The organism is Streptomyces kunmingensis (assembly GCF_039533535.1).
Classification (GTDB): Bacteria; Actinomycetota; Actinomycetes; order Streptomycetales; family Streptomycetaceae; genus Streptomyces; species Streptomyces kunmingensis.
Map to the genome: position 1 here is coordinate 113,784 of NZ_BAAATS010000018.1, position 24,737 is coordinate 138,520.

The following is a 24,737-nucleotide window of genomic DNA, read 5'->3' on the forward strand; positions in this document are numbered from 1 at the left end:
ACACCCGTCACGCCGCGACCGGAACCTCCAGATCCGCCGGGGCAGAAGCGGGCGCAAGCGCCAGCTCAAGCACCTGCCGCACATCCGTCACCGGATGCACATCCAGCTTCTCCAGCACCTCGGCCGGCACATCATCCAGATCCGCCTCGTTCCGCTTCGGGATGATCACCGTAGTGATCCCGGCCCGATGCGCGGCGAGCAGCTTCTGCTTCACGCCCCCGATGGGCAGCACCCGCCCGGTCAGCGAAACCTCCCCGGTCATCGCCACATCCGTCCGGACCAGACGCCCACTCAGCAGCGAGGCAAGGGCGGTCGTCATGGTGACGCCCGCGCTCGGCCCGTCCTTGGGCACGGCCCCGGCCGGGAAGTGGATGTGCACGCCGCGCTCCTTCAGATCGGCGACGGGCAGCTCCAGCTCCGCGCCGTGCGAGCGCAGGAAGGAGAGCGCGATCTGCGCCGACTCCTTCATGACGTCGCCGAGCTGACCGGTGAGGGTCAGTCCGGCCGCGCCCGTCTCCGGGTCGGCGAGGGACGCCTCCACGTAGAGCACGTCACCCCCGGCGCCGGTCACGGCGAGCCCCGTCGCGACACCCGGCACCGCCGTGCGCCGCTCGGCCGGGTCCTGCGCGGACTCGGGCACGTGGTGCGGCCGCCCGATGAGCGACCGCAGCTCGGCGTCGGTCACCGTGAACGGCAGCTCACGCTCGCCCAGTTCGTGCTGCGCGGCCACCTTGCGCAGCAGCCGGCCGACAGAGCGCTCCAGGTTACGGACACCGGCTTCCCGGGTGTACTCCCCCGCGAGCTTGCGCAGCGCGCTCTCGTCGAGCGTGACCTCGTCCTTCTCCAGACCGGCCCGCTCCAGCTGGCGCGGGAGCAGGTGGTCGCGGGCGATGACGACCTTCTCGTCCTCGGTGTAGCCGTCGAGCCGCACCAGTTCCATACGGTCGAGCAGTGCCTCGGGAATGGCTTCGAGGACGTTCGCGGTCGCGAGGAACACCACATCGCTGAGGTCGAGTTCGACCTCCAGGTAGTGGTCGCGGAACGTGTGGTTCTGCGCCGGGTCGAGGACTTCGAGCAGGGCCGCGGCGGGGTCGCCGCGGAAGTCGGAGCCGACCTTGTCGATCTCGTCGAGCAGGACCACCGGGTTCATCGACCCGGCTTCCTTGATCGCCCGCACGATGCGGCCCGGCAGGGCACCCACGTACGTACGGCGGTGGCCGCGGATCTCGGCCTCGTCGCGGACGCCGCCGAGGGCGACGCGGACGAACTTGCGGCCCATCGCGTGCGCCACGGACTCGCCGAGCGAGGTCTTGCCGACGCCGGGCGGGCCGACGAGGGCGAGCACGGCGCCGCCGCGACGGCCGCCGACGACGCCGAGCCCGCGCTCGGAGCGCCGCTTGCGCACGGCCAGGTACTCGGTGATGCGCTCCTTCACGTCCTCCAGGCCCGCGTGCTCGGCGTCGAGGATCTCCTGGGCGCCCTTGATGTCGTACTCGTCCTCGGTCCGCTCGGTCCACGGCAGTTCGAGGACGGTGTCGAGCCAGGTGCGGATCCAGGAGCCCTCGGGGGACTGGTCGCTGGACCGCTCCAGCTTCTCGACCTCCTTGAGCGCGGCCTCGCGGACCTTCTCTGGCAGGTCGGCGGCCTCGACGCGGGCGCGGTAGTCGTCCGACTCCTCGCCCTCCGCCTCGCCGTTCAGGTCGCGCAGTTCCTTGCGGACCGCGTCGAGCTGGCGCCGCAGCAGGAACTCGCGCTGCTGCTTGTCGACGCCTTCCTGTACGTCCTTGGCGATCGACTCGGCGACGTCCTGCTCGGCGAGGTGCTCGCGCAGCTGCTCGGTGGCGAGCTTGAGGCGGGCGACCGGGTCGGCGGTCTCCAGGAGTTCGATCTTCTGGTCGGTGGTGAGGAAGGGCGAGTATCCGGAGTTGTCGGCGAGGACGGACACGTCGTCGATCTGCTGGACGCGGTCCACGACCTGCCAGGCGCCGCGCTTCTTCAGCCAGTTGGTGGCGAGCGCCTTGTACTCCTTGACCAGCTCGGTGACGGCGCCGGGCAGGGGCTCGGGCACCTCCTCCGCGACGGTCAGTCCCTCCACCCAGAGGGCGGCGCCGGGTCCGGTGGTGCCCGCGCCGATCCGCACGCGGCCGCGGCCGCGGATCAGGGCGCCGGGGTCACCGTCGGCGAGGCGGCCGACCTGCTCGACGGTGCCGAGCACACCGGTGTTCGCGTACGTGCCGTCGATGCGCGGAACAAGCAGCACCTTCGGCTTGCTGTCCCCACTGGATCGGGCGGCGGCCTGGGCGGCCTCCACCGCGGCGCGGACGTCCGTGTCGTTCAGGTCCAGGGGCACCACCATGCCGGGCAGCACGACCTCGTCGTCGAGCGGCAGCACGGGCAGGGTGAGCGGTGTGGACGTCGAAGCCATGATCTCCCCTTCGGCAGTCAAGTTGAGCTATGTCGACTCAATGCTCGAGCGCCTCCGAATGTTCCCAGCCACGTGTTCGCTCTCAGCGATCGCACCTGTCCCAGCAGAAATGGACCCCCGTAAGGTGCGAACAGCGCCAGTGACTATTACGGGGGCCCTATCGGGTCTCTCTCCCACCGGGGGTGTGTTCATGGCAGGCGACGCCGATCTCGTACGCGACTGGGTGGACGGCTGGGTCGTGTCGCGCGGGGCGGCTCCCCCGCTCGTCGAACCCTGGGGGTACACGGTCCATGTGGGCCTGCCGGAGCAGCCGGGGCGGCACGTCCTCGGCGCCGTCAACGACGGGGTGCGCGAGGACGACGTCCGCAAGGCCGCCGAGTCGACGCGCGCCCGCGCCTTCCACCTCAAGGTCTTCGCCGAGCCCGAGCGCGTCCTGCCGTGGCTCGGCCCCGCGTGGCAGCCGTACGGCTCGGGCGACTTCCTGATGGCGACGGCCCTGGTGCCCACCGCCGGACCGGCCGTCCCCCCGGGCTACCGGCTGCGCACCTGGAGCCGCGGCGGCGTCGTCCGGGCCCTCGTCACCGACGCGGACGGGGCGTTCGCCGCGCGCGGCCAGGTCGCCCCGACCGGCGCGAGCGCGGTCGTCGACCAGATCGAGACGTCCTTACGCCACCGCCGCCGGGGCCTCGGCAGGGTGGTCATGGCCGCCCTGCACGCGGCCGCCGCGGCTCAGGGCGCCACCCGGGCCGTCCTCGCCTGCACCCCTGAGGGCCGCCTGCTCTATGAGGCGGTGGGCTGGCACGTCGTGGCGCCGCTGACCAACGCGAAGCACCTTGGGGCGGTGGGCTGAGGGGTCATGCGGCTGCGGGCCGGTGGGGGCTGGTCGCGCAGTTAGCCGCGCCCCTGGAGCATGCGGCTCCGCCGCAGCCCCATGAGGGCGCACGCAGTGCGCCTTTCAGGGGCGCGGGGAACTGCGCGACCAGCCACGACGGTGCCGCACCCGCCCCACCGGGGCATTACCCACGGCGAGCGGACCGGCCAGGCACCCTGCGGCGCAGCAGGGGCCAGGTCCCGACGCCGACGGCCAGCGCCAGCAGATGCCCCCAGTTCGTCATCGGGTCGGTGAACGCGACCAGGTCCTCGATCAGCATCGCCGCGAAGCCGCCGAGCACCAGCCACCGCGGCCATGGGGTGAGCAGCCCGGCCAGCGCCCCGATGCTGGCGGCGACGCCGAAGCTGATGCCGTAGTCGAGGCGGTGCAGCGAGCTCTGGGGAAGGTGGCCGGCCATCACCGACAGGCCCACGGGGATCTCGGTGGCCAGGGTCGCCAGGACATGGCCGAGCAGGAAGACACCGGCGGTGCGCAGCCCGCCCGTGCGCCGCTCCAGAGCGGTCAGCACGACCACGAACGCGACCACGAGCGGGGACATGACGCCGCCCGCGATCCACAGCGCGCTGGCCCCGAGCACGAGCACCGGCGAGTGCGCCAGGTGCGTGACGTCGGTGCTGGACGCCCGGAGCGCCGCGGAGACCGTGTCCGGGTCCGCGAACTCCATGAACAGCGAGGTGCCGGCGAGGACGACGGCGTACGCGAAGGTGAAAGGGGTCCCGGTCGGCGTGGGCAGCAGCCGCCGCAGCCGCGCACGCCTCGGGCGCGGGCGTGGCCCGGTCTCCAGGGGCGGGGGGCTCGGCTGCGCCGGGATGCCGGCCGCCGGGCGCCGGACCTCGGGTGCGGGCACCGTCTCGACGTCGGTCTCCGGACGCCGGACCCCAGGTGCGGGCACCGTCTCGACGTCGGCCGTCACGCCTGCCTCCCCGTGCAGCAACCCTTTCGCACAGCTCCCTTTCGCCCAGTTCCGTCCCTGAAGATCTATCCCAGATTTCGGTCCGGCCGCCGCCACTGTCCATGACAGGCGCCACATGTGACCAGTTTCACAGCAACCTCCCGGACGTCGACGGCGTCCGCCTCGAACCCACCGCTCCGGCCCACCAGAATGACCACATGCCCGACAGCTTTGTCACGGAAATGCCCACCGTCCTGGACCGCCGTACCGGCCCCTTCGGCGAGGTCGTCCTGCGCCGCCACGGCGCTCTGCTGCAGATCATCGCCAACGGCACGTTCCTGATGGACACGTCCGACGGCCGCTCGGAGCGGCTCCTGATCGACGCGGCGCTGGCCGCGCTCCCGCCCACCCGGTCCGGGCCGAGCCTCCTCATCGGCGGTCTGGGCGTCGGATTCTCCCTGGCCCACGCCGCGGCGGACCCCAACTGGGGCCGCATCACGGTCATCGAGCGGGAACCCGCCATCATCGACTGGCACCTCGACGGGCCGCTGCGCCCCCTCTCCGCCGAGGCCGTCGCCGACGCCCGCACCGAGATCATCGAGGCCGATCTGGTCCGCCACCTGCACGAGGCGTCCGTCACGTACGACGCCCTCTGCCTCGACATCGACAACGGCCCGGACTGGACCGTCACCGAGGACAACGAGGGCCTCTACTCACCCGCGGGCCTCGCCGCCTGCCAGGCCCGCCTCAACCCCGGCGGGGTACTGGCCGTCTGGTCCGCACAGCCCTCCGCAAATTTCGAAGGAACCTTGCGGAATGCCGGATTCCGGGCGGTCCGCACCGAAGAGATCCCCGTTGTCCGAGGCGTACCCGACGTGGTGCACCTCGCAGTACGGGCCGCGTAGCCGACCGGCGGTAACTCCCCGTACGCTGACGTCCGAAACCCAGATCATTCAAGCGTCAAGCGCGTCAGGACGGCGCGCATTCAGGGGCGGGGCGATGGAGCAGACACACACCTCCCACAACGGCAGCACGGCGACCCCGGGTGCCCAGCGACGGGTGCTGGTCGTCGAGGACGACCCCACGATCGTGGACGCCATCGCCGCCCGGCTGCGGGCCGAGGGATTCCTCGTGCAAACCGCACAGGACGGACCGGCGGCGGTCGACACGGCCGAGGCATGGCAGCCCGACCTGCTGATCCTCGACATCATGCTGCCCGGATTCGACGGGCTCGAGGTCTGCCGCCGGGTGCAGGCGGCACGACCGGTCCCGGTCATGATGCTGACGGCACGCGACGACGAGACGGACATGCTCGTCGGGCTCGGCGTCGGCGCCGACGACTACATGACCAAGCCGTTCTCCATGCGGGAACTGGCGGCGCGGGTCCACGTGCTGCTGCGCAGGGTCGAGCGGGCGGCACTCGCCGCGGCGACCCCCCGCAGCGGCATCCTGCGCCTCGGCGAGCTGGAGATCGACCACGCGCAGCGCCGCGTGCGGGTCCGCAGCGAGGACGTCCACCTGACGCCCACCGAGTTCGACCTTCTGGTGTGCCTGGCGAACACCCCCCGCGCGGTCCTCTCCCGTGAGCAGCTGCTCGCCGAGGTGTGGGACTGGGCGGACGCCTCGGGCACCCGCACCGTCGACAGCCACATCAAGGCCCTGCGCCGGAAGATCGGCGCCGAGCGGATCCGCACCGTGCACGGTGTGGGCTACGCACTGGAGACGCCGAACCCGTCATGAGCACTGGCAGCGGGGACCGGGCACCGCACGGCCGCTCCCACCGGCCGCATCCCCTCAGCCCGCTCTGGGCGACGGGCGGCCTGCGCCCCTTCTCGATCAAGGCGAAGCTCGGCACGCTCGTCGTCGTCTCCGTCTTCATCACCACGGGCCTGCTCATGGTGGCGATGTACACGGCGACGGAGCTGCGCTTCATCACCGTGTTCTCGATCATCGCGACGCTGCTGATCACTCAGTTCGTGGCGCACAGCCTCACCGCGCCGCTCGACGAGATGAACACGGTGGCCCGCTCCATCTCCAACGGCGACTACACGCGCCGGGTCCGGGGTGCGGGCCGCCGCGACGAGCTCGGTGATCTCGCGGTCACGATCAACCGCATGGCCGACGAGCTGGCGGCCCAGGACCAGCAGCGCAAGGAGCTGGTCGCCAACGTCTCGCACGAGCTGCGCACCCCGATCGCGGGCCTTCGCGCGGTCCTGGAGAACGTCGTGGACGGCGTCATGTCGGCCGACCCCGAGACGATGCGCACCGCGCTGAAGCAGACGGAGCGGCTCGGCCGGCTCGTCGAGACCCTCCTCGACCTGTCCCGCCTGGACAACGGCGTGGTCCCCCTCAAGGCCCGCCGCTTCGAGGTCTGGCCGTATCTGTCGGGCGTGCTCAAGGAGGCGAACATGGCGGTGTCCCAGCGCGCCGGCATCGCCTCCGGCTCGGGCACCCATACGCGTACCGACGTCCATCTCCACCTGGACGTCTCGCCGCCCGAGCTGACGGCGCACGCCGACCCGGAGCGCATCCACCAGGTCGTGGCGAATCTCATCGACAACGCGGTGAAGCACTCGCCGGCGCACGGCCGCGTCACCGTACGGGCCCGGCGGGGCCCCTCCCCCGAGTCCCTGGTCCTCGAGGTGCTCGACGAGGGGCCCGGCATCCCGCAGTCGGAGTGGCACCGGGTCTTCGAGCGTTTCAACCGGGGCAACGCCGGACAGTCGGCCAACGGCAAGGGTGACGGCGGCACGGGCCTCGGCCTCGCCATCGCACGCTGGGCCGTGGACCTGCACGGCGGGCGGATAGGCGTGGCCGAATCGGAGCGTGGCTGCCGCATCAAGGTCACTCTTCCGGGAGAGCCGCGAACGCAAAGTTGACGTAGGGTTTCGGTCAGGCGGAGGTCAAGCCGCGTCCACGCGTGCCCGGATGTGCCGGGTGCGCGTCCGAACGTACCGAAACCCCGGTTGTTTCCCGCCATTTCACGGCCCGAAACCCGACGTCCGATGTGACTTACACGACGGATCACCGGCCCGGTCTGCACGTCTCGCTCATGGAGGCGTAGCCTTTATTCCCGCTGTCCATCACCTTGTGAGAAGCGGAAGAGGGCGGTTACCGCCGTGTCGCCACAGTCCCCCAGTAACTCGAGCATCTCGACCGAGACCGACCAAGCCGGCCAGGGTAAAAACCCTGCCGCTGCCTTCGGTCCCAATGAGTGGCTCGTCGACGAGATCTATCAGCAGTACCTCCAGGACCCGAATTCGGTCGACCGAGCCTGGTGGGACTTCTTCGCCGACTACAAGCCAGGTGCCGCAGCCGCGGGGGCTGCGCCGACCGCGGCGCCGGCCCAGAAGCCCGCGGCCCCGGCCCAGCCGGCTCCCGCCGCGCAGGCACCCGCCGCACCGGCCCCGGCCGCCCCCGCGAAGCCCGCCGCGGCTCCCGCACAGGCCGCCCCGGCTCCCGCGCAGCCTGCACCGTCGGGTCCCGCCGCCGCGAAGCCCGCCCCCGCCGCCCCCGCTCCGAAGAAGGCTGAACCAGTGACGACCGAGGCCCCCGCCGGCCCCGAGCTCGTGACGCTGCGCGGTCCCGCCGCCGCCGTCGCGAAGAACATGAACGCGTCCATCGAGGTCCCCACGGCCACCTCCGTGCGCGCCGTCCCGGTGAAGCTGCTGTTCGACAACCGCATCGTCATCAACAACCACCTCAAGCGCGCCCGCGGCGGGAAGATCTCCTTCACGCACCTCATCGGGTACGCGATGGTGCAGGCCATCAAGGCCATGCCGTCGATGAACTACTCCTTCGCGCAGAAGGACGGCAAGCCGACCCTGGTCAAGCCGGAGCACATCAACTTCGGCCTCGCCATCGACCTCGTGAAGCCCAACGGCGACCGTCAGCTGGTCGTCGCGGGCATCAAGAAGGCCGAGACGCTGAACTTCTTCGAGTTCTGGCAGGCCTACGAGGACATCGTCCGCCGCGCGCGTGACGGCAAGCTCGGCATGGACGACTTCACCGGCGTCACGGTCTCCCTGACCAACCCCGGCGGCCTCGGCACCGTCCACTCCGTGCCGCGTCTGATGCCCGGACAGTCGGTCATCATGGGCGTCGGCTCGATGGACTACCCGGCCGAGTTCCAGGGCACGAGCCAGGACACCCTCAACAAGCTCGGCATCTCGAAGGTCATGACGCTCACGTCGACCTACGACCACCGGGTCATCCAGGGCGCCGCCTCCGGCGAGTTCCTGCGTATCGTCGCGAACCTCCTCCTCGGTGAGAACGAGTTCTACGACGAGATCTTCAAGGCCCTGCGCATCCCCTACGAGCCGGTCCGCTGGTTCAAGGACATCGACGCCAGCCACGACGACGACGTCACCAAGGCCGCGCGGGTCTTCGAGCTGATCCACTCCTACCGGGTCCGCGGCCACGTCATGGCCGACACCGACCCGCTGGAGTACAAGCAGCGCAAGCACCCCGACCTGGACATCACCGAGCACGGGCTGACGCTCTGGGACCTGGAGCGCGAGTTCGCCGTCGGCGGTTTCGCCGGCAAGTCGATGATGAAGCTGCGCGACATCCTCGGTGTCCTGCGCGACTCGTACTGCCGCACCACCGGCGTCGAGTTCATGCACATCCAGGACCCGAAGCAGCGCAAGTGGATCCAGGACCGCATCGAGCGCTCGCACTCCAAGCCGGAGCGCGAGGAGCAGCTGCGCATCCTGCGCCGGCTGAACTCGGCGGAGGCGTTCGAGACCTTCCTGCAGACGAAGTACGTCGGCCAGAAGCGCTTCTCCCTGGAGGGCGGCGAGTCCGTCATCCCGCTGCTCGACGCGGTCATCGACTCCGCCGCCGAGGCCCGCCTCGACGAGGTCGTCATCGGCATGGCCCACCGTGGCCGCCTGAACGTGCTGGCCAACATCGTCGGCAAGTCGTACGCGCAGATCTTCCGCGAGTTCGAGGGCAACCTCGACCCGAAGTCGATGCACGGCTCCGGCGACGTGAAGTACCACCTGGGCGCCCAGGGCACCTTCACCGGTCTGGACGGCGAGCAGATCAACGTCTCGCTGGCCGCGAACCCCTCCCACCTGGAGACGGTCGACCCGGTCATCGAGGGCATCGTCCGCGCCAAGCAGGACATCATCAACAAGGGCGGCACGGACTTCACGGTCCTGCCCGTCGCCCTGCACGGTGACGCGGCCTTCGCGGGCCAGGGTGTGGTCGCCGAGACGCTCAACATGTCGCAGCTGCGCGGCTACCGCACGGGCGGCACGGTCCACATCGTCATCAACAACCAGGTCGGCTTCACCGCCGCCCCGGAGTCGTCGCGCTCCTCCATGTACGCCACCGACGTGGCCCGCATGATCGAGGCGCCGATCTTCCACGTGAACGGCGACGACCCCGAGGCCGTCGTCCGCGTCGCGCGTCTGGCCTTCGAGTTCCGTCAGGCGTTCAACAAGGACGTCGTGATCGACCTCATCTGCTACCGCCGCCGCGGTCACAACGAGTCGGACAACCCGGCGTTCACGCAGCCGCTGATGTACGACCTGATCGACAAGAAGCGCTCGGTGCGCAAGCTCTACACCGAGTCCCTCATCGGTCGCGGCGACATCACCCTCGAAGAGGCCGAGCAGGCGCTGCAGGACTTCCAGGGCCAGCTGGAGAAGGTCTTCACCGAGGTCCGCGAGGCCGTGGCGCAGCCGGGCGACGCCCAGCTGCCGGAGCCGCAGCCCGAGTTCCCGGTGGCCGTGCAGACGGCGATCTCCCAGGAGGTCGTCAAGCGCATCGCCGAGTCCCAGGTCAACATCCCGGACAACGTCACGGTGCACCCGCGTCTGCTGCCGCAGCTGCAGCGCCGCGCCGCGATGATCGAGGACGGGACGATCGACTGGGGCATGGGCGAGACCCTCGCCGTCGGCTCCCTCCTCCTGGAGGGCACCCCGGTGCGCCTGTCCGGCCAGGACTCGCGCCGCGGCACCTTCGGCCAGCGCCACGCGGTCCTCATCGACCGGGAGACCGGCGAGGACTACACGCCGCTGCTCTACCTGTCGCCCGAGCAGGCCCGTTACAACGTCTACGACTCGCTGCTCTCCGAGTACGCGGTCATGGGCTTCGAGTACGGCTACTCGCTCGCGCGTCCCGAGTCGCTCGTGCTGTGGGAAGCCCAGTTCGGCGATTTCGTCAACGGCGCGCAGACGATCGTCGACGAGTACATCTCGGCCGCCGAGCAGAAGTGGGGCCAGACGTCCGGCGTCACCCTGCTCCTGCCGCACGGCTACGAGGGCCAGGGCCCGGACCACTCCTCGGCCCGTATCGAGCGCTTCCTCCAGCTCTGCGCGCAGAACAACATGACGGTCGCCATGCCGACGCTGCCGTCGAACTACTTCCACCTCCTGCGGTGGCAGGTGCACAACCCGCACCACAAGCCGCTGGTGGTCTTCACCCCGAAGTCGATGCTGCGCCTCAAGGCCGCCGCGTCGAAGGTGGAGGAGTTCACGTCGGGCGGCTTCCGTCCGGTCATCGGCGACGACTCGGTGGACGCGAACGCGGTCCGCAAGGTCGTCTTCGTGGCGGGCAAGCTGTACTACGACCTCGAGGCCGAGCGGAAGAAGAGCGGCGTCACCGACACCGCGATCATCCGCGTCGAGCGCCTGTACCCGCTGCCGGGTGCCGAGCTCCAGGCCGAGATCGCCAAGTACCCGAACGCCGAGAAGTACCTGTGGGCGCAGGAGGAGCCGGCGAACCAGGGCCCGTGGCCGTTCATCGCGCTCAACCTGATCGACCACCTGGACCTGGCGGTCGGCGCCGGCCTCCCGGGTGCCGAGCGGCTGCGGCGCATCTCGCGCCCGCACGGCTCGTCCCCGGCGGTCGGCTCCGCCAAGCGCCACCAGGCCGAGCAGGAGCAGCTGGTGCGTGAGGTGTTCGAGGCGTAAGCCTCGCCTCCAAGTCTCGTACCGAGCACAGCGGTCGGGGCCGGGCCCCGAGTCCTTCAAGGACTCGGGGCCCGGCCCTTTCGCGTTCCCGTATGACACCCCTCCAGCGCCGGTGACCTGCAAGCTTTACAAGTCACTTGACTTCACATGACAAAGCTTGTTGAATCACATTCATCGACAAGTCGGCCTGGAAGGCAGGACAGCGATGGGGTACGACAGCACGGTCGGCATCATCCTGGCCGGCGGCCGGGGGGAGAGGGCGAAGCCCATCACTCTGCAGTCCGCCGACTACATCCGCAGCAAGGCGCTCATCCCGTTCGCCGGCAGACCTCTCATCGAGTGGATCGTCGAGGCCTGCCGTGACCAAGGCATCCGTCGCTTCTACGTGGTGGCTCAGGGCGTGGAGAACCGGAGCCAGATCAAACTGGTGCTCGGCCACGGCGAGCGCTACGGAGTGCAGATCGACTACTCACGGGCCCGCTTCGACCCGTACAACGTGGGCTCGGGCGCGGCCACCCTGCACAACCTCGAACAGTGGAACCTGACCGGTACCGCGCTCGTCCTGCCCGTCGACTCGCTGTTCGAGTTCTCGCTGGACCGGCTCCTCGCCGCGCAGCGGGATGCCGACGCGGTGGTCACCGTGGCCGCCGTGCCGCGGGCTCCGGAAGAGATCGCCGGCAAGTACGGCGTCATGCGCACGACCACGGACCAGCTCGTCTGCGGCTTCCTGGAGAAGCCCAAACTCTCGGTCATCGAGCGGGAGTTCCCCGAGATCACCCAGCCGCACGGACCGCGTACCCTGGCCACCAACGCGGGGATGTACCTCATCGACTGCGCCCGTCTGCGGCTCGCCGCACGCACCCCCGAACTCATCCGCCTCGCCCAGCAGCGCCTCGACTGGGGCAACGACCTGTTGCCGCGGCTCGTCGGGCTCGGCCACCCGGTGGCCGTCGACCCCATCGCGCGCCTCGGCGACCTCGGCAACATCCGCGACTACCTCGGCACCCTCGGCGACGCGCTCGGCGGCCTGTACCCGCAGCTGGACCAGGCGCTCGGCAAACCGCTCAGCGAGGATCCGCGCTACTGGATCCACGAGACCAGCCTGCGCTCCAAGGACCACATCACCGGCACCACTCTCGCCCAGAAGATCGCCGAAGGCAGTGTCGTCATCGGCCCCGGCGTCCGTATCGGCCGGCACGTGGAGATCGGCACCGGGGTGCGGCTGCGCGCCACGGACGTCGGTGACGGCGTCGATCTGCACGAAGGGGTGCAGGTCGAGGGCAGCGTGCTCGGCGACTCCGCGGTCATCGGACCGTATGCGCAGATCAGCGACTCCTACGTCGGGCCCATGGTCCAGGTCCACTCCGACGTGCGCTCCCCGGTCCGCCTGGAGGCCCTGTCCGCGGTGGGCGACGGTGCCCGCCTGTGGTCGGGGACCCGTCTGTCGGGCGTCAGCGTCTATCCGCGGCTGCGTGTCCCGACCGTCTCCGGCGTGCCCAGCGGCACCCAACTCACCAGCTCCGACGACATCTTGCAATGGGTCTGATCCGGTCCCTCTCACCAGGAGACTTCCCGTGAACACTTCGATCGCCGTGATCGGCGGTACCGGCCGGGTCGGCCGGCTCGTCACCCGCAAGCTCCTCGACCGCGGTGAGTCGGTGCGCGTCGTCGGCCGCAGCGCCCGGCGCGCCGAGTACCACCTCCCGCCCCGCGCCCAGTTCTTCCTCGGCGACGTCCGCGAACCCGAGTCGCTGCGCAGCCCGCTGCAAGGCTGCTCCGCGGTCGTCTACACGGTGGAGCCGGGCACCGACACCACCGGCCCCGACAGTCCCCGCAGCACCCTGCACGGCGGCGTCGTCAACACGCTCGACGCGCTGCGCCGCGGCGAGTTCGGCCCCGCCCAGTTCATCCTGGTCAGCCAGCGGCATGTGACGCGCAGGGACCACCCGATGAACGCGTACGGCCGGATGCTGGACTGGCGCCTGGCCGGGGAGAACGCGGTGCGCGCCTCCGGACTGCCCTACACCGTCATCCGCCCCGGCTGGCTCACCGACCGCACCGAACTCGCCGACAGCGGCCAGGTCCATCTGGAACAGGGTGACCGCAGGGACGGTTACGTCGCCCTCCAGGACGTCGCCGAGGCCTGTGTGCAGGCGCTGTACTGCCCGTCCGCCCAGGGCCTGACCTTCGAGATGCGGGGCGGCGCGGGCAGCCCGCCGGGCGACTGGGAACAGCTCTTCGCCGGGCTCCGGGCCGATGAACCCTTCGCGGAACAGGTCGTCGCATGAGCCAGGAGATCTCCGCGGGGCGTCCACAGCCGCTGGGTTCCACCGTCGTCGACGGCGGCGTCAACTTCTCCGTCTTCTCGGAGCACGCCACCCGCGTCGACCTGCTGCTCTTCGACCGCTGTGACGACCCGCAGCCCTCGCGCACCATCCGGCTCGACCCGGACCGGCACCGCAGCTTCCACTTCTGGCACTGCCATGTGGACGGCGTCGGGGCGGGCCAGGTCTACGCCTACCGGATGGACGGGCCGCGCGACACCGGTAAGTCGGGGTCCCGGTTCGACCACCGCAAGGTGCTGCTCGACCCGTACGCCCGGGCCAACATCAACTCGCGCTGGAACCGCACCCTCGCTCTCGGCGGCGCCGACAACGTGGAGACGTGCATGCGCAGCCTGGTCGTCGACCTCGACGACTACGACTGGGAGGGCGACCGCCCGCTGCGCACGCCCATGGAGGACACGGTCATCTATGAGATGCACGTGCGGGGTGCCACGGCGTCACCGACGGCGCGCACCGCGAGCCCCGGCACCTTCTCCGCGGTGATCGAGAAGATCCCGCACCTGGTGGAACTGGGCATCACCGCGGTCGAGTTGCTGCCCGTCTTCGACTTCGACGAGACACAGGTGCTGCGCACGGGCCCGGACGGCGAGCGGCTGCGCAACTACTGGGGCTACGACCCCTACGGCTTCTTCGCGCCGCACACCGGCTTCTGCACCTCGCCGCATCTGAACACGCACATCGCCGAGTTCAGGGACATGGTGAAGGCGTTCCACCGGGCCGGCATCGAGGTGATCCTCGACGTCGTCTTCAACCACACCAGCGAGGGCAACGAGTTCGGCCCGACGATCAGCTTCCGCGGCCAGGCCAACGAGGCGTACTACCACCTGTGGCCGCAGGACCGCAGCCACTACATGGACTTCACCGGCTGCGGCAACGCGGTCAACGCCAACCACCCCTTCGTCGCCAAGTTCATCGTCGAGTCCCTGGAGTACTGGGTCACCGAGCACCACATCGACGGCTTCCGCTTCGACCTGGCCTCCGAGCTCTCGCGCGGCGACCAGGGCTACGAGATGGCGGTGCCGCCGGTCCTGTGGGCGATCGAGCTGTCCAAGGTGCTCGCCGAGACGAAGATCATCGCCGAGCCGTGGGACGGCGGCGGCCTCTACCAGGTCGGCCGGTTCCCGGGGAAGCGCTGGGCCCAGTGGAACGGCCCGTTCCGTGACGACGTACGCCGGTTCGTGCGCGGCGACGCCGGAACGGTCGGCGACCTCGCCAAGCGGTTCGGCGGCTCCGAGGACCTGTTCGGGCCGCAGAAGGAGCTGCCCACCAACAGCATCAACTTCATCACCTGCCACGACGGCTTCACCCTCAACGACCTGGTGAGCTACGACCACAAGCACAACTACGCCAACGGTGAGGCGGACGCCGACGGCGCCGAGCAGAACTTCAGCTGGAACTGCGGCGTCGAGGGGCCCACCGACGACCCCGAGGTCGAACGCCTTCGCGTGCGCCAGATCAAGAACCTGCTGTCCGTCCTGATGCTCAGCAGGGGCGTGCCGATGCTGCTCGCCGGCGACGAGTTCCGCAACAGCCAGGGAGGCAACAACAACGCGTACTGCCAGGACAACCCGGTGTCCTGGCTCGACTGGGACCAGGCCGACAAGGAACAGGAGACCTTCTCCTTCACCAGACGACTGATCGGACTGCGCCGCCGCTACCGCACTTTCCGCGCGCCCCACTTCTTCTCCGGGCGCCTCAACGAACGGCAGCTGCCCGACGTGACCTGGCACGGCACGCGTCTGGAGCAGCCCGGCTGGGAGGACACCAACGCGCGCGTCCTGGCCTGCACGCTCGGCGGGTTCGACGGCGATCCCGACCTGCATCTGATCCTCAACATGTACCACCTGGGCCTCGACTTCGAGCTGCCGCACATCCGCGGACACCGCTGGCACCGCGTCCTCGACACCGCGCACGCGGGGCCTTACGACCTCCTCCCCGCCGGACAGGAAGAGCTGATAGACCACCACACCTTCCACGCCCACGGCCGCAGCGTCGTGCTGCTCGCGGCCCTGCCTGAATCGAAGGGCAACCCCCGATGAGCGTCTCCGCCGAACGCCGCACGTTCTCCGACACCCTCGCGGGCTACGTCACCTACTTCAGTCCCACGCAGCGCCGCTTCGGCCTGCGCACCTCCGACGACCGGGAGTTCACCGTCCACCTGCCGAGGAACGTCTCCTCGCGCATCGTCCGCAACCTCGGCGACCCCTACCGCGACACCACGGCCGCCACCCTCGACATGCTCGCCGAGGGCCGCTATCTGTTCGTGTACGGCATCTGCTACGCCTGGCAGGACGGCGAGCGGTTCGAGGCGAAGGAGATCACCTTCCCCGAGGAGCACCGCGGTTCCTACGTCTTCGAGCACCCGGCCTGGTGGGTGCAGCAGGCCGCCGCGGTCGCCGACTTCTATCTGCGCGGGCACTTCCCCGACGGCAAGTACGACTGGCAGAACTTCCGCACCCAGCTGACCCTGCACGGCACGCACCTCCCCGACTTCGACGGCGCCGACGTGCGCCAGGAGACCGACACCATCTCGCGGCTCGTCTACGGCCTGTCGACGGCGTACCTGCTGACCGGCGAGGACCGGTTCCTCCAGGCCGCCGAGTCGGGCACCGAGTATCTGCGCGAGCACATGCGCGTCGCCGACGACCAGGACGGGATCGTCTACTGGTACCACGGCATCGATGTCACCCCGACCGGGCAGCGCAAGGTGCTCGCCTCGGAGTTCGGCGACGACTTCGACGCGATCCCGATGTACGAGCAGATATACGCGCTGGCCGGCCCCACCCAGACGTACCGGATCACCGGCGACCCGCGGATCCTGGACGACATCGACCGTACGGTCGCCCTGTTCGAGCAGTACTTCAGGGACCCCGAGCACGGCGGGTTCTTCTCGCACCTGGACCCGATCACACTCGACCCGAAGGCGGACGCGCTCGGCCCCAACCGGTCACGCAAGAACTGGAACTCGGTGGGCGACCACGCGCCCGCGTATCTGATCAACGCCTATCTGGCGACCGGCCGCGAAGACTTCGCGCGGCTCCTGGAGGAGACCGCGGACACCGTCGTCCAGCGCTTCCCCGACGAGCCCGGCTCGCCCTTCGTCCAGGAGCGGTTCCACACGGACTGGACCCCCGACCGCACCTGGGGCTGGCAGCAGGACCGGGCCGTCGTCGGGCACAACCTGAAGATCGCCTGGAACCTGACCCGCATCAAGTCCATGGTGGACAAGGACGAGTACGGTGCGCTGGCCGAGCGGATCAGCGAGATCATGCCCGCCGTCGGCAGCGACCAGCTGCGCGGTGGCTGGTACGACGTGGTGGAGCGCACCGCCGACCCGGACAGCGGGCTGCACCGGATGGTGTGGCACGACCGCAAGGCCTGGTGGCAGCAGGAGCAGGCGATCCTCGCCTATCTGATCCTCGCGGGCACCACGAGCGATCCGGAGCAGCTGCGGCTCGCGCGTGAAGCCGCCTCGTTCTACAACGCCTTCTTCCTCGACTACGACGACGGCGGCGTCTACTTCAACGTGCTGGCCAACGGCATCCCGTATCTGCTCGGCACCGAGCGGCTCAAGGGCAGCCACGCCATGGCCGGCTACCACGCGCTCGAACTGTGCTACCTGGCCGCCGTCTACACCGGCCTGCTCATCAGCAACGACGCCCTGACCCTGCACTTCCGGCCGCGCCCGGACGACCTGCCCGACCGCACGCTGCGGGTCGCGCCCGATCTGCTCCCCGCCGGTTCGGTGGAGCTGACCCGGGTGTGGGTCGAGGGGCGTCCGTACCACCACTTCGAGCCGAAGGAGCTGACCGTACGGCTGCCGGAGGGCGACGAACCGGTGCGGGTACGCGTCGAGCTGGAGCCCGCCCAGCTGCGGCTGCGGATGCGCACGGAGTTCGACGGCGGCACCGCGCACGTCCGCTGCGACGGCGTCATCGACACCACCGAGCTGGAGAAGTTCCGGCGCGTGCTGTCCGAGGTGATGGCGGCCGAGCCGCTGCGCGTGGAGTTCCATCTGTGCGAGGTCACCGCGATGGGCCGGCCCGCGATCAACGAACTCCTCTTCCAGCGCACCAAGGCCGGGCTCGACGTCGACTTCGTCATCGTCGGCTGCGCGCTGCCCGACGTCGCGGACGCGCTGCTCGCCACCGATGCCTTCCTCCTGGAGGGCGGGGACGCGTGCGCGCATGACTGAACCCCTGCTCCAGTCGCCCGTCCCACACCTTCCCGGGGGCACCGTGTCCAGCCTGACGACCCTCTCCAGCGAACTCTCCTTCTCCGCGTACTGCCAGGACCTGTTCCGCGAGCTGGCCCGCTCCGACCAGCGGCGGTGGGGCGAGGTCTACTTACGCGGGCTGATCGGCGTGCCGGGTCGTAAGACGCCGACCCGGATCTCCGAGTACGTGCTCGGGCGGCGGGCCGTGCAGCAGCTCCAGCAGTTCATCCACCAGAGCCCGTGGGACTGCGGCCCCGTGCGGCGCCGCACGGCCGTCAGGATGACGGACGCCTTCGACATCGAGGCCTGGTCGGTGGACGAGGTCGTCTTCGCCAAGAACGGCGACCGCTCGGTGGGCGTGGCCCGCCAGTACGCGCCGTCCCAGGAGCGCACCGTCAACTGCCAGCTCGCCTGCGCGGTTTCCCTGGTCGGTTCCGGCGGTGGCGTCCCGGTCAACTGGCGGCTGCTCCTTCCACCGCGCTGGGACCACGACGAGCAGCTGCGCGAGGGCGCCCATGTGCCCGAGGACGAGCAGTCCCGGCCGCGCTGGCAGTACGTGCTCCAGGCGCTGGACGAGATGACGGAGGAGTGGCTGCTCGAACCGCGTCCGGTGCTCGCGGACTGGCGCCACGAGGCCGAGACCGAGCCGCTGCTTCACGGCCTGGAAGCGCGGGGCCACGGCTACCTCGTGCAGGTGTCGCCGCGCACCGCCGTCACCATGCCCCGCCCGCACTCGGCACTGCCCGCGGTGCGCGGCACGGTCGCCGACCTCGCCGCGCATGTGGCGCGGCGGGGTGAGCGGACCCCGGTCGGCTGGTACGACCCGGTGACCGAGCGGCAGCACCGGTCGCAGTTCCTGTCCACGCCGGCGCTGCTGTGCCGGGCGGCGGGCACAGCGCCGCAGGTGCGCCAGGCACACCGGACGAGCCCCCGGCACCTCGTCACGGACTGGCCGTTCGGCCGGCCCGAGCCGCGGGCGTACTGGCTGACGAATCTGCCGGCCCGCCGGATCGCCGACGCGCTCCCGCTGGCGCGGCTGCGCTCGTCCGCCGGTGAGGGGCTTCGGCGACTGCACGAGGACTTCGGGCTCGGTGACTTCGAGGGCCGCTCGTTCCGCGGCTGGCATCACCACGTCACCCTGGCGTCGGCGGCGCTCGGCTTCGACGCCCTGCGCAGCGCGGTCCCGCGCGAGGAGAGGGTGCTCAGCGGCGCCACCGTCTGACCGACACGCCTGCCCGGTCCGCTCCCCCGGACCGGGCAGGCGTCGGTCACAGGCCCTCAGCTCTTCCAGCCGACCTTCGTCCAGTCGAGGTCACCGAGGCCGGGGATGCCGTAGTTGGCGAGGTCCTTGCGTACGGCCATCATCTGCGGGCGCTGGTACAGCTCGATGTCGTGGCCGATACGCCAGATCTCGGCGTCGGCCCGGTTGTAGAGGGCGGTGGCACGCCGCTGGTCGAGGGTGCCCTGGGCCTCGCGCAGCAGCCGGTCGACGGTCGCGTCGCCGATCCGGCCGTAGTTCAGGAACGAGTTTCTGCCCGAGGGCTGTTGGTAGACGGAGACGAGCGAGCCCGGGTAGGTCATCCCGACGAAGCGGAAGATGGCCAGGTCGAAGTTGCCCTGGTTGAGGTACTGCGAGCCGTAGTCGTTCGCGGGCACCTTCACGATGTCGACCTCGATGCCGACCTGCCGCAGCATCTCCTGGATCAGCTGGGACAGATCGAGGCCGAGCCGGTTGGTGGCGGAGCTGATGACGAAGCGCAGCTTCAGCTCCTGGCCGTTCCTGGTACGCGGTTCGCCGTCGCCCCGGGCCCGCCAGCCCGCCTTGTCGAGCAGCCGGCGCGCCTCGTCCGGGTCGTAGCTGCCGTAGGGGACGGAGTGGTCGGCGTATCCGGGCTGGTTGGTCATGAAGATGTGGTTGCCGAGCAGCGGGACGCCGACGGGCAGCCCTTTCTCGGCGACGTCCGCCAACGCCTCGCGATTCACCGCCTGTTGGACGGCGCGCCGGACGTCCAGGCTGCTCAGCGGCCCGCCGGCGCCGTTCAGTGCGACGTGCACCTCGTCCCAGGCGGACCCGGTCCGGATCTCGCTGCCCTCGGCGTCCTTCAGCTGGGCGTAGTCCTCGGTGTTCGCGGCGTTGACGGCGTCGAGCTCGCCGTTGCGGTAGGCCTGCAGCGCGGCGTCGGGCAGCAGGGCACGCAGCACGATCTTGTCGAGGCGGGGCCGGTCCCCCCACCAGTGGGGGTCGCGCACGGCGGTCACGGTCTGCGTGGTGCTGTTCACGGAGGAGATCCGGTACGGTCCCGCGCCGACCGGGACCTTGTCGACCCAGCCCTTGTCGAACTGGTCCGGGGTCGCGGTCGCCGCGGCCGGGTAGAGCGGCGTGAACAGCCGCTGCCAGTCGGCGTAGGGGGCGCGGAAGACGACCTTCACCTCATGCGCGCCCGCGCCCCGGCGGACGTCGGCGATGCGGTCGTAGCCCGCGGGGTCGCCGACGCGGTAGCGGTCGTCGCCGCGACCGAGCGCCTTCCACTGGGCCGCGAAGTCCGCGACGCCGAGCGGGGTGCCGTCCGACCAGCGGGCCTTCGGGTTGAGCCGGTAGGTGACGGTCTGCGGTGAGGTGTCGGTGACCTCGGCGGAGACGAGGTAGTCCGGGTCCGGACGCGGGACGCCCCTGGGATCGCGGGCGAAGAGCATGGGCTCGGCCAGGCTCGCGATCTGCCAGACGTCATCGGTGCCGCCGTCGACGTGGCCGTAGTTGAGCTGAGGGCTCCAGGCGGCGAGGGGGAGCGTGAGGGTGCCGCCGTCGCGGAGCCGGCCGGCGGGGGCGGCGTCGATGTCCTGGGCACCGAACCCGGGGACCGCCGAGAGCCGGTGGTGCGAGGCCGTGCCGGCGGCGCCGGTGCATCCCGCGAGGAGCGCCAGCGCACACACCGCCGCGCCGTAGCCGAGTCCGCGCAGGCCCCCCGGTCGCCGTGATCCCCGCACGTGACCCTCCCCCTATGACGTCACGGAAGTGAACTAATGTGTGAAAGAACGGAGTTGAACGTAGCATCGGCTCGTATCAGTCTCGTGAACGTCACCTGCCGCGCACTCAGCGAGGAGGCACATGCCCGGCCTCACGCTCCGGCACGTGGCCCGCGTCGTGCTCCTCCTCCTCGTCTCGGCCCTGTTCGCGTACGTGGTCGCCTCCAAGGCGCTCGACCCGCGGGCCTACTTCGAGAACCGCACCCCCCGGCCGCCCGCCTCGGCCGTCGATCACGAACTCGCCGCGCTCGGGCTCGACGGCCACCGCCCGGTGCTCGCCCGGTTCGGGCACTGGGCGTGGCGGGCCCTCCACGGTGATCTGGGGCGCACGCTCGACGGGACGTCGGTGAACGCGGAGTTCGGGCGCCGGGTGGGGGTGTCGGTGCGGCTGCTGTCCGTCGGCACGGTCACCGGCGCGGGGATCGGGGTGCTGGCCGGGGTGTGGGCCGCGGTGCGCCGGGGCCGGCTGCCGGACCGGGCGATGACCGTGCTCTCCTTCCTCATCCTGTCGGTGCCGACGTTCGTCCTCGCCCTGCTCCTCAAGGACGGCGCGCTCTCCTTCAACCACGGGGTCGGGCACACCGTGATCCGCTACGCGGGCGAGTCCACACCCGGCCGCGGGGGCGGCTTCTTCGCGCAACTCGGCGACAGGGCGTCCCACTTGGCGCTGCCGACCGCCACGGTGGCGCTCGGCTCGATCGCTTCCTACAGCCGCTACCAGCGCGCCGCGACGCTCGACGTCCTGAACGCGGACCATCTACGGACGGCCCAGGCCAAGGGTCTGACGCCGGGCCGCGCGCTGCTGCGGCACGGGCTGCGGGTCTCTCTCGTACCGATGACAACGTTTTTCTCGTTCGGTTTCCTGGCGGTGTTCACCGGCTCGGTCTTCGCGGAACAGATCTTCGGCTGGCCGGGCATGGGCAGCTGGTTCCTGGAGGCCGCGCAGAAGGGCGACGTCAACTCGGTGGTGGCGGTCAGCCTGTTCGCGGCCGCCGCCGTGATCCTCGCGGGCCTGGTGGCGGACGCCCTGCTGTTCGCCCTCGACCCCCGGGTGCGCGGATGACGGCGCTGCGGTCCCTGTCGCGGTCACCGGCCGCGCTGCTCGGCCTCGCGCTGCTGACGCTGCTGTTCCTGTACGCGTTCGCCGGCCCGTACGTGTCCTCGTGGTCCGCCGCCGACATCGACTACACGGCGTTGAGCGCGCCGCCGGACGGGCGGCACTGGTTCGGCACCAACCGGATCGGCCAGGACGTGTTCGCGCAGACGGCGCGCGGGCTGCAGAAGTCGCTCCTGATCGGCCTGTTCGTCGCGGTCGCGGGCACGGTGTGCGCCGCGCTCGTCGGGACCTGCGCGGGCTTCTTCGGCGGGTGGACGGACCGTGCGCTGACGTTCCTCGTCGATCTGCTCCTGGTGGCGCCCGGCTTCCTGGTGCTCGTCGTCGTCGCGCCGTCGCTGCGGGACGCGGGCTGGCCGGCGTACGCGGGTCTGCTGGCCGCGCTCGGCTGGATGGTGACGGCCCGGGCGGTGCGCGCCACGGCCCTGTCCCTGCGCGAGCGCCCGTACGTGGCGGCGGCCCGCACCATGGGCGTGCGGCCGCTGCGTATCGTCCGCCGCCATCTCCTGCCGCACCTGGCCCCGTTCCTCATCGCGCACGCGACGATCTCCGTGGCGGCGGCCGTGATCGGCGAGACGAGCCTGTCGTACTTCGGGTTCGGGGTGCAGCCGCCCGACGTGTCCCTGGGCACGCTCATCGCGGACAGCACGAACGTGGCCCTGACCTATCCGTGGATGTTCTTCTTCCCGACCGGCATGCTGCTCTGCTTCGTCCTCGCCGTGAACCTGGTCGGCGAGACACTGCGCGGCCGGCTCGACCCGGTGGCCGCGGAGGTGCACGCGTGAGCGACACGGTGCTTCAGGTCCGCGACCTGCGGGTGGAGTTCGGCCCCCGCCGTCCGGCCGTCCGCGGTGTGGACCTGACGCTGCGCCGTGGCGAGGTGCTCGGCCTGGTCGGTGAGTCCGGCGCGGGCAAGACGCTCACGGCCCTGGCCCTGCTCGGCCTCCCGCCGCGCGGCGCCACGGTGTCCGGCTCCGTCCGGCTGTCCGGCACGGAGCTGACCGGCCTGCCGGTGCGCGACCTGGCCCGGCTGCGCGGCAACCGCATCGCGATGGTCTTCCAGGATCCCCTGGCGGCGTTCACCCCGGTCCACCGGATCGGCGACCAACTGGCCGAGGCGTTGCGCATCCACCACCGGGGCATGGCACGGCAGCCGGCCCGCGCCCGGGCCCGCGACCTGCTCGCGGAGACCGGCGTCCCGGATCCCGGGCGCGTGGCCCGCGCCTACCCCCACCAGCTCTCCGGCGGCCTGCTCCAGCGCGCGATGATCGCCATGGCCACGGCCAACCGCCCCGACGTGATCGTCGCCGACGAGCCGACCAGCGCCCTGGACGTGACCGTACGCACCCAGGTCCTGGCCGCCTTGGAGCGCGCCCGGGCGGCGGCGGACGCGGCGCTGCTCCTGGTCACGCACGACCTGGGCGTGGTGGCCCACGCGACGGACCGGGTGGCGGTGATGTACGCGGGCCGCATAGTCGAGACGGGCCCGACGGACGCCGTGTTCGCGGCCCCCCGCATGCCGTACACGGCGGGCCTGCTGGCGGCTTCCCCACGCCTGGACCACGCCCACCCCCTGACCCGGATCCCGGGCACGTCCCCGGCCCTGGACGCCGTACCACCGGGCTGCGCCTTCGCCCCCCGCTGCCCGAGCAGAACGCACGCGTGCACCGAACGGACCCCTGAGCTGTCGCACGAAGTGCGCACCTCAGGGGCGCGGGGAACTGCGCGACCGGCCACAGACAACCTGAACCCGCCCTTGCGCAGCACACCGCCCACGGCGAATGGGCAAGACACCCCAGCCCCGCACGAAGCGGCCTGCCGGCACCCCCCGGCCACCACGACGAACCTGTTCCCCACCTCACCCCCGCCCCCGCCGCGCACCACGAAGACCCCCACGACAGCGACAGCCCTCCGCATCACAGCCCTGAGAGCCACGTACCCGCCCAACCGCCGGAGGCACGTCGCGGTGCGGGACGCCCACCTGACCGTCCGGCGGAGCGAAACCGTCGCGCTGGTCGGCGAGTCCGGCGCCGGCAAGTCGACGACCCTCGCCCGCGTCCTCGCCCTCACCGCGCCGGAAGCGGGCCGGATCGAGGTGCTCGGCCACGACACGGCCGCCCTCACCCGCGCCGACATCCGGCACCTGCGCGGCCGCATCGGGTTCGTGCCGCAGCATCCGGCGGCGAGCCTGGACCCGCGGATGACGGTCGGCGCGATCCTCGCCGAACCCCTGGAGGCACAGCGCACGCCCCGCGCCGAGATCGCCGCGCGCCTGCCGGAGCTGCTGGCCCAGGTGGAGCTGGAGCCGGGCGCCGCCGACCGGCACCCGCACGCGTTCTCCGGCGGCCAGCTCCAGCGCATCGCCCTGGCCCGGGCGCTGGCCGTACGGCCCGATCTGCTGCTGCTCGACGAGCCGGTCTCCGCGCTCGACGTGTCCCTGCAAGCGGGGATCCTGGACCTGCTGCGCCGCCTGACGTCCCGGCCCGAGGGTCCCGCCTGTCTCGTGGTGTCGCACGATCTGCCCGTCGTGCGGCAGATCGCCCGGCGGGTGGTGGTGATGCACGCGGGCCGCACCGTGGAGTCCGGCACGGTCGACGCCGTCCTCGGCCGGCCCCGGCACCCGTACACCCGCACGCTGCTGTCGTCGGTGCTCCTGCCGGAGCCCGGGGCGGCCCGCCGCGTCCCCGAACCGCTGCCGCCGCTCGCCGGTGTCGGCCCGGGGGCCGGGTGCGCGTTCCGGTCCCACTGCCCGGTCTACCGTCAACTGGGCTCATCCGAGCGGCTGTTGTGCGACAGAGAGGTGCCGCCCGCCGAGAAGGATGTGCTCTGCCACTTCCCGTACGCGGACACGGAGACGCCCCTCCGAGGCCGCGAGACCTCGAAGGGGCATCCCTCTGCTCACTGAC

16 protein-coding genes are annotated in these 24,737 nt (G+C 70.9%); 13 read left to right on the plus strand and 3 right to left on the minus strand.

Annotation, left to right across the window (positions count from 1 at the left end):
* Positions 1-7: 7 nt before the first annotated feature.
* Complete coding sequence (gene lon / locus ABD366_RS22160) at positions 8-2,425, minus strand: endopeptidase La (RefSeq protein WP_324766396.1); 2,418 nt, start codon at positions 2,423-2,425, stop codon at positions 8-10.
* Between the two features lie 190 nt (positions 2,426-2,615).
* Between lon and ABD366_RS22165 the strand changes: the two genes are divergently transcribed.
* Positions 2,616-3,275 carry a GNAT family N-acetyltransferase gene (locus ABD366_RS22165; RefSeq protein ID WP_324766397.1) on the plus strand — a complete coding sequence of 220 codons (660 nt, stop codon included), beginning with the start codon at positions 2,616-2,618 and terminating at the stop codon, positions 3,273-3,275.
* 166 nt (positions 3,276-3,441) lie between these two features.
* Here the strand turns inward: ABD366_RS22165 and ABD366_RS22170 are convergent, their stop codons facing one another.
* Positions 3,442-4,230: a rhomboid-like protein gene (locus tag ABD366_RS22170; protein ID WP_411293618.1), complete on the minus strand. Its 789-nt coding sequence runs from the start codon at positions 4,228-4,230 to the stop codon at positions 3,442-3,444.
* Between the two features lie 197 nt (positions 4,231-4,427).
* Between ABD366_RS22170 and ABD366_RS22175 the strand changes: the two genes are divergently transcribed.
* From ABD366_RS22175 to ABD366_RS22215, 9 genes are all read left to right on the plus strand, one after another.
* Positions 4,428-5,114, plus strand: coding sequence for a spermidine synthase family protein (locus ABD366_RS22175; protein ID WP_324766398.1), 687 nt, complete (start codon positions 4,428-4,430; stop codon positions 5,112-5,114).
* 94 nt (positions 5,115-5,208) lie between these two features.
* The gene (locus tag ABD366_RS22180) at positions 5,209-5,949 is read left to right on the plus strand and encodes a response regulator transcription factor (protein ID WP_324766399.1); all 741 of its coding nucleotides are present in this window, start codon (positions 5,209-5,211) and stop codon (positions 5,947-5,949) included.
* Positions 5,946-7,088 (plus strand): sensor histidine kinase, encoded by a 1,143-nt coding sequence (locus ABD366_RS22185; protein ID WP_324766400.1) that lies wholly within the window; start codon positions 5,946-5,948, stop codon positions 7,086-7,088. Before ABD366_RS22180 ends, ABD366_RS22185 begins: the two co-directional genes overlap by 4 nt.
* A gap of 240 nt (positions 7,089-7,328) precedes the next feature.
* On the plus strand, positions 7,329-11,132 hold the full coding sequence (locus tag ABD366_RS22190) for a multifunctional oxoglutarate decarboxylase/oxoglutarate dehydrogenase thiamine pyrophosphate-binding subunit/dihydrolipoyllysine-residue succinyltransferase subunit (RefSeq protein ID WP_344442318.1): 3,804 nt from the start codon (positions 7,329-7,331) through the stop codon (positions 11,130-11,132).
* Positions 11,133-11,337: 205 nt separating this feature from the next.
* Positions 11,338-12,678 (plus strand): NDP-sugar synthase, encoded by a 1,341-nt coding sequence (locus tag ABD366_RS22195; protein ID WP_324772429.1) that lies wholly within the window; start codon positions 11,338-11,340, stop codon positions 12,676-12,678.
* 28 nt (positions 12,679-12,706) lie between these two features.
* Positions 12,707-13,420: an SDR family oxidoreductase gene (locus ABD366_RS22200; RefSeq protein ID WP_324772428.1), complete on the plus strand. Its 714-nt coding sequence runs from the start codon at positions 12,707-12,709 to the stop codon at positions 13,418-13,420.
* On the plus strand, positions 13,417-15,516 hold the full coding sequence (gene glgX, locus ABD366_RS22205) for a glycogen debranching protein GlgX (protein WP_324772427.1): 2,100 nt from the start codon (positions 13,417-13,419) through the stop codon (positions 15,514-15,516). The genes ABD366_RS22200 and glgX overlap by 4 nt, the downstream gene beginning before the upstream one ends.
* Positions 15,513-17,672, plus strand: coding sequence for an AGE family epimerase/isomerase (locus ABD366_RS22210; protein WP_324772426.1), 2,160 nt, complete (start codon positions 15,513-15,515; stop codon positions 17,670-17,672). The genes glgX and ABD366_RS22210 overlap by 4 nt, the downstream gene beginning before the upstream one ends.
* Positions 17,673-17,715: 43 nt before the next feature.
* A complete protein-coding gene (locus ABD366_RS22215) occupies positions 17,716-18,915 on the plus strand; it encodes an IS701 family transposase (RefSeq protein ID WP_425576968.1) in 1,200 nt (399 codons plus the stop codon).
* Between the two features lie 56 nt (positions 18,916-18,971).
* On the opposite strand, the gene ABD366_RS22220 is transcribed toward ABD366_RS22215, so the two are convergent.
* Positions 18,972-20,678 (minus strand): ABC transporter family substrate-binding protein, encoded by a 1,707-nt coding sequence (locus tag ABD366_RS22220; protein WP_324772424.1) that lies wholly within the window; start codon positions 20,676-20,678, stop codon positions 18,972-18,974.
* 121 nt (positions 20,679-20,799) lie between these two features.
* Between ABD366_RS22220 and ABD366_RS22225 the strand changes: the two genes are divergently transcribed.
* The 3 genes from ABD366_RS22225 to ABD366_RS22235 are packed head-to-tail and all read left to right on the plus strand — an operon-like array spanning position 20,800 to position 24,736.
* Positions 20,800-21,780: an ABC transporter permease gene (locus ABD366_RS22225; RefSeq protein ID WP_324772423.1), complete on the plus strand. Its 981-nt coding sequence runs from the start codon at positions 20,800-20,802 to the stop codon at positions 21,778-21,780.
* A complete protein-coding gene (locus ABD366_RS22230) occupies positions 21,777-22,616 on the plus strand; it encodes an ABC transporter permease (RefSeq protein ID WP_324772422.1) in 840 nt (279 codons plus the stop codon). Before ABD366_RS22225 ends, ABD366_RS22230 begins: the two co-directional genes overlap by 4 nt.
* Positions 22,613-24,736: an ABC transporter ATP-binding protein gene (locus tag ABD366_RS22235; RefSeq protein ID WP_324772421.1), complete on the plus strand. Its 2,124-nt coding sequence runs from the start codon at positions 22,613-22,615 to the stop codon at positions 24,734-24,736. Before ABD366_RS22230 ends, ABD366_RS22235 begins: the two co-directional genes overlap by 4 nt.
* The last annotated feature ends 1 nt before the right edge of the window (position 24,737 follow it).

Excerpts from the sequence above, each read along its gene's own strand:
- ABD366_RS22210 (WP_324772426.1), top strand. The coding sequence starts at position 15,513 with ATGAGCGTCTCCGCCGAACGCCGCACGTTCTCCGACACCCTCGCGGGC.
- ABD366_RS22185 (WP_324766400.1), top strand. The coding sequence starts at position 5,946 with ATGAGCACTGGCAGCGGGGACCGGGCACCGCACGGCCGCTCCCACCGG.
- ABD366_RS22180 (WP_324766399.1), top strand. The coding sequence starts at position 5,209 with ATGGAGCAGACACACACCTCCCACAACGGCAGCACGGCGACCCCGGGT.
- ABD366_RS22175 (WP_324766398.1), top strand. The coding sequence starts at position 4,428 with ATGCCCGACAGCTTTGTCACGGAAATGCCCACCGTCCTGGACCGCCGT.
- ABD366_RS22165 (WP_324766397.1), top strand. The coding sequence starts at position 2,616 with ATGGCAGGCGACGCCGATCTCGTACGCGACTGGGTGGACGGCTGGGTC.
- lon (WP_324766396.1), bottom strand. The coding sequence starts at position 2,425 with ATGGCTTCGACGTCCACACCGCTCACCCTGCCCGTGCTGCCGCTCGAC.
- glgX (WP_324772427.1), top strand. The coding sequence starts at position 13,417 with ATGAGCCAGGAGATCTCCGCGGGGCGTCCACAGCCGCTGGGTTCCACC.
- ABD366_RS22230 (WP_324772422.1), top strand. The coding sequence starts at position 21,777 with ATGACGGCGCTGCGGTCCCTGTCGCGGTCACCGGCCGCGCTGCTCGGC.
- ABD366_RS22195 (WP_324772429.1), top strand. The coding sequence starts at position 11,338 with ATGGGGTACGACAGCACGGTCGGCATCATCCTGGCCGGCGGCCGGGGG.
- ABD366_RS22225 (WP_324772423.1), top strand. The coding sequence starts at position 20,800 with ATGCCCGGCCTCACGCTCCGGCACGTGGCCCGCGTCGTGCTCCTCCTC.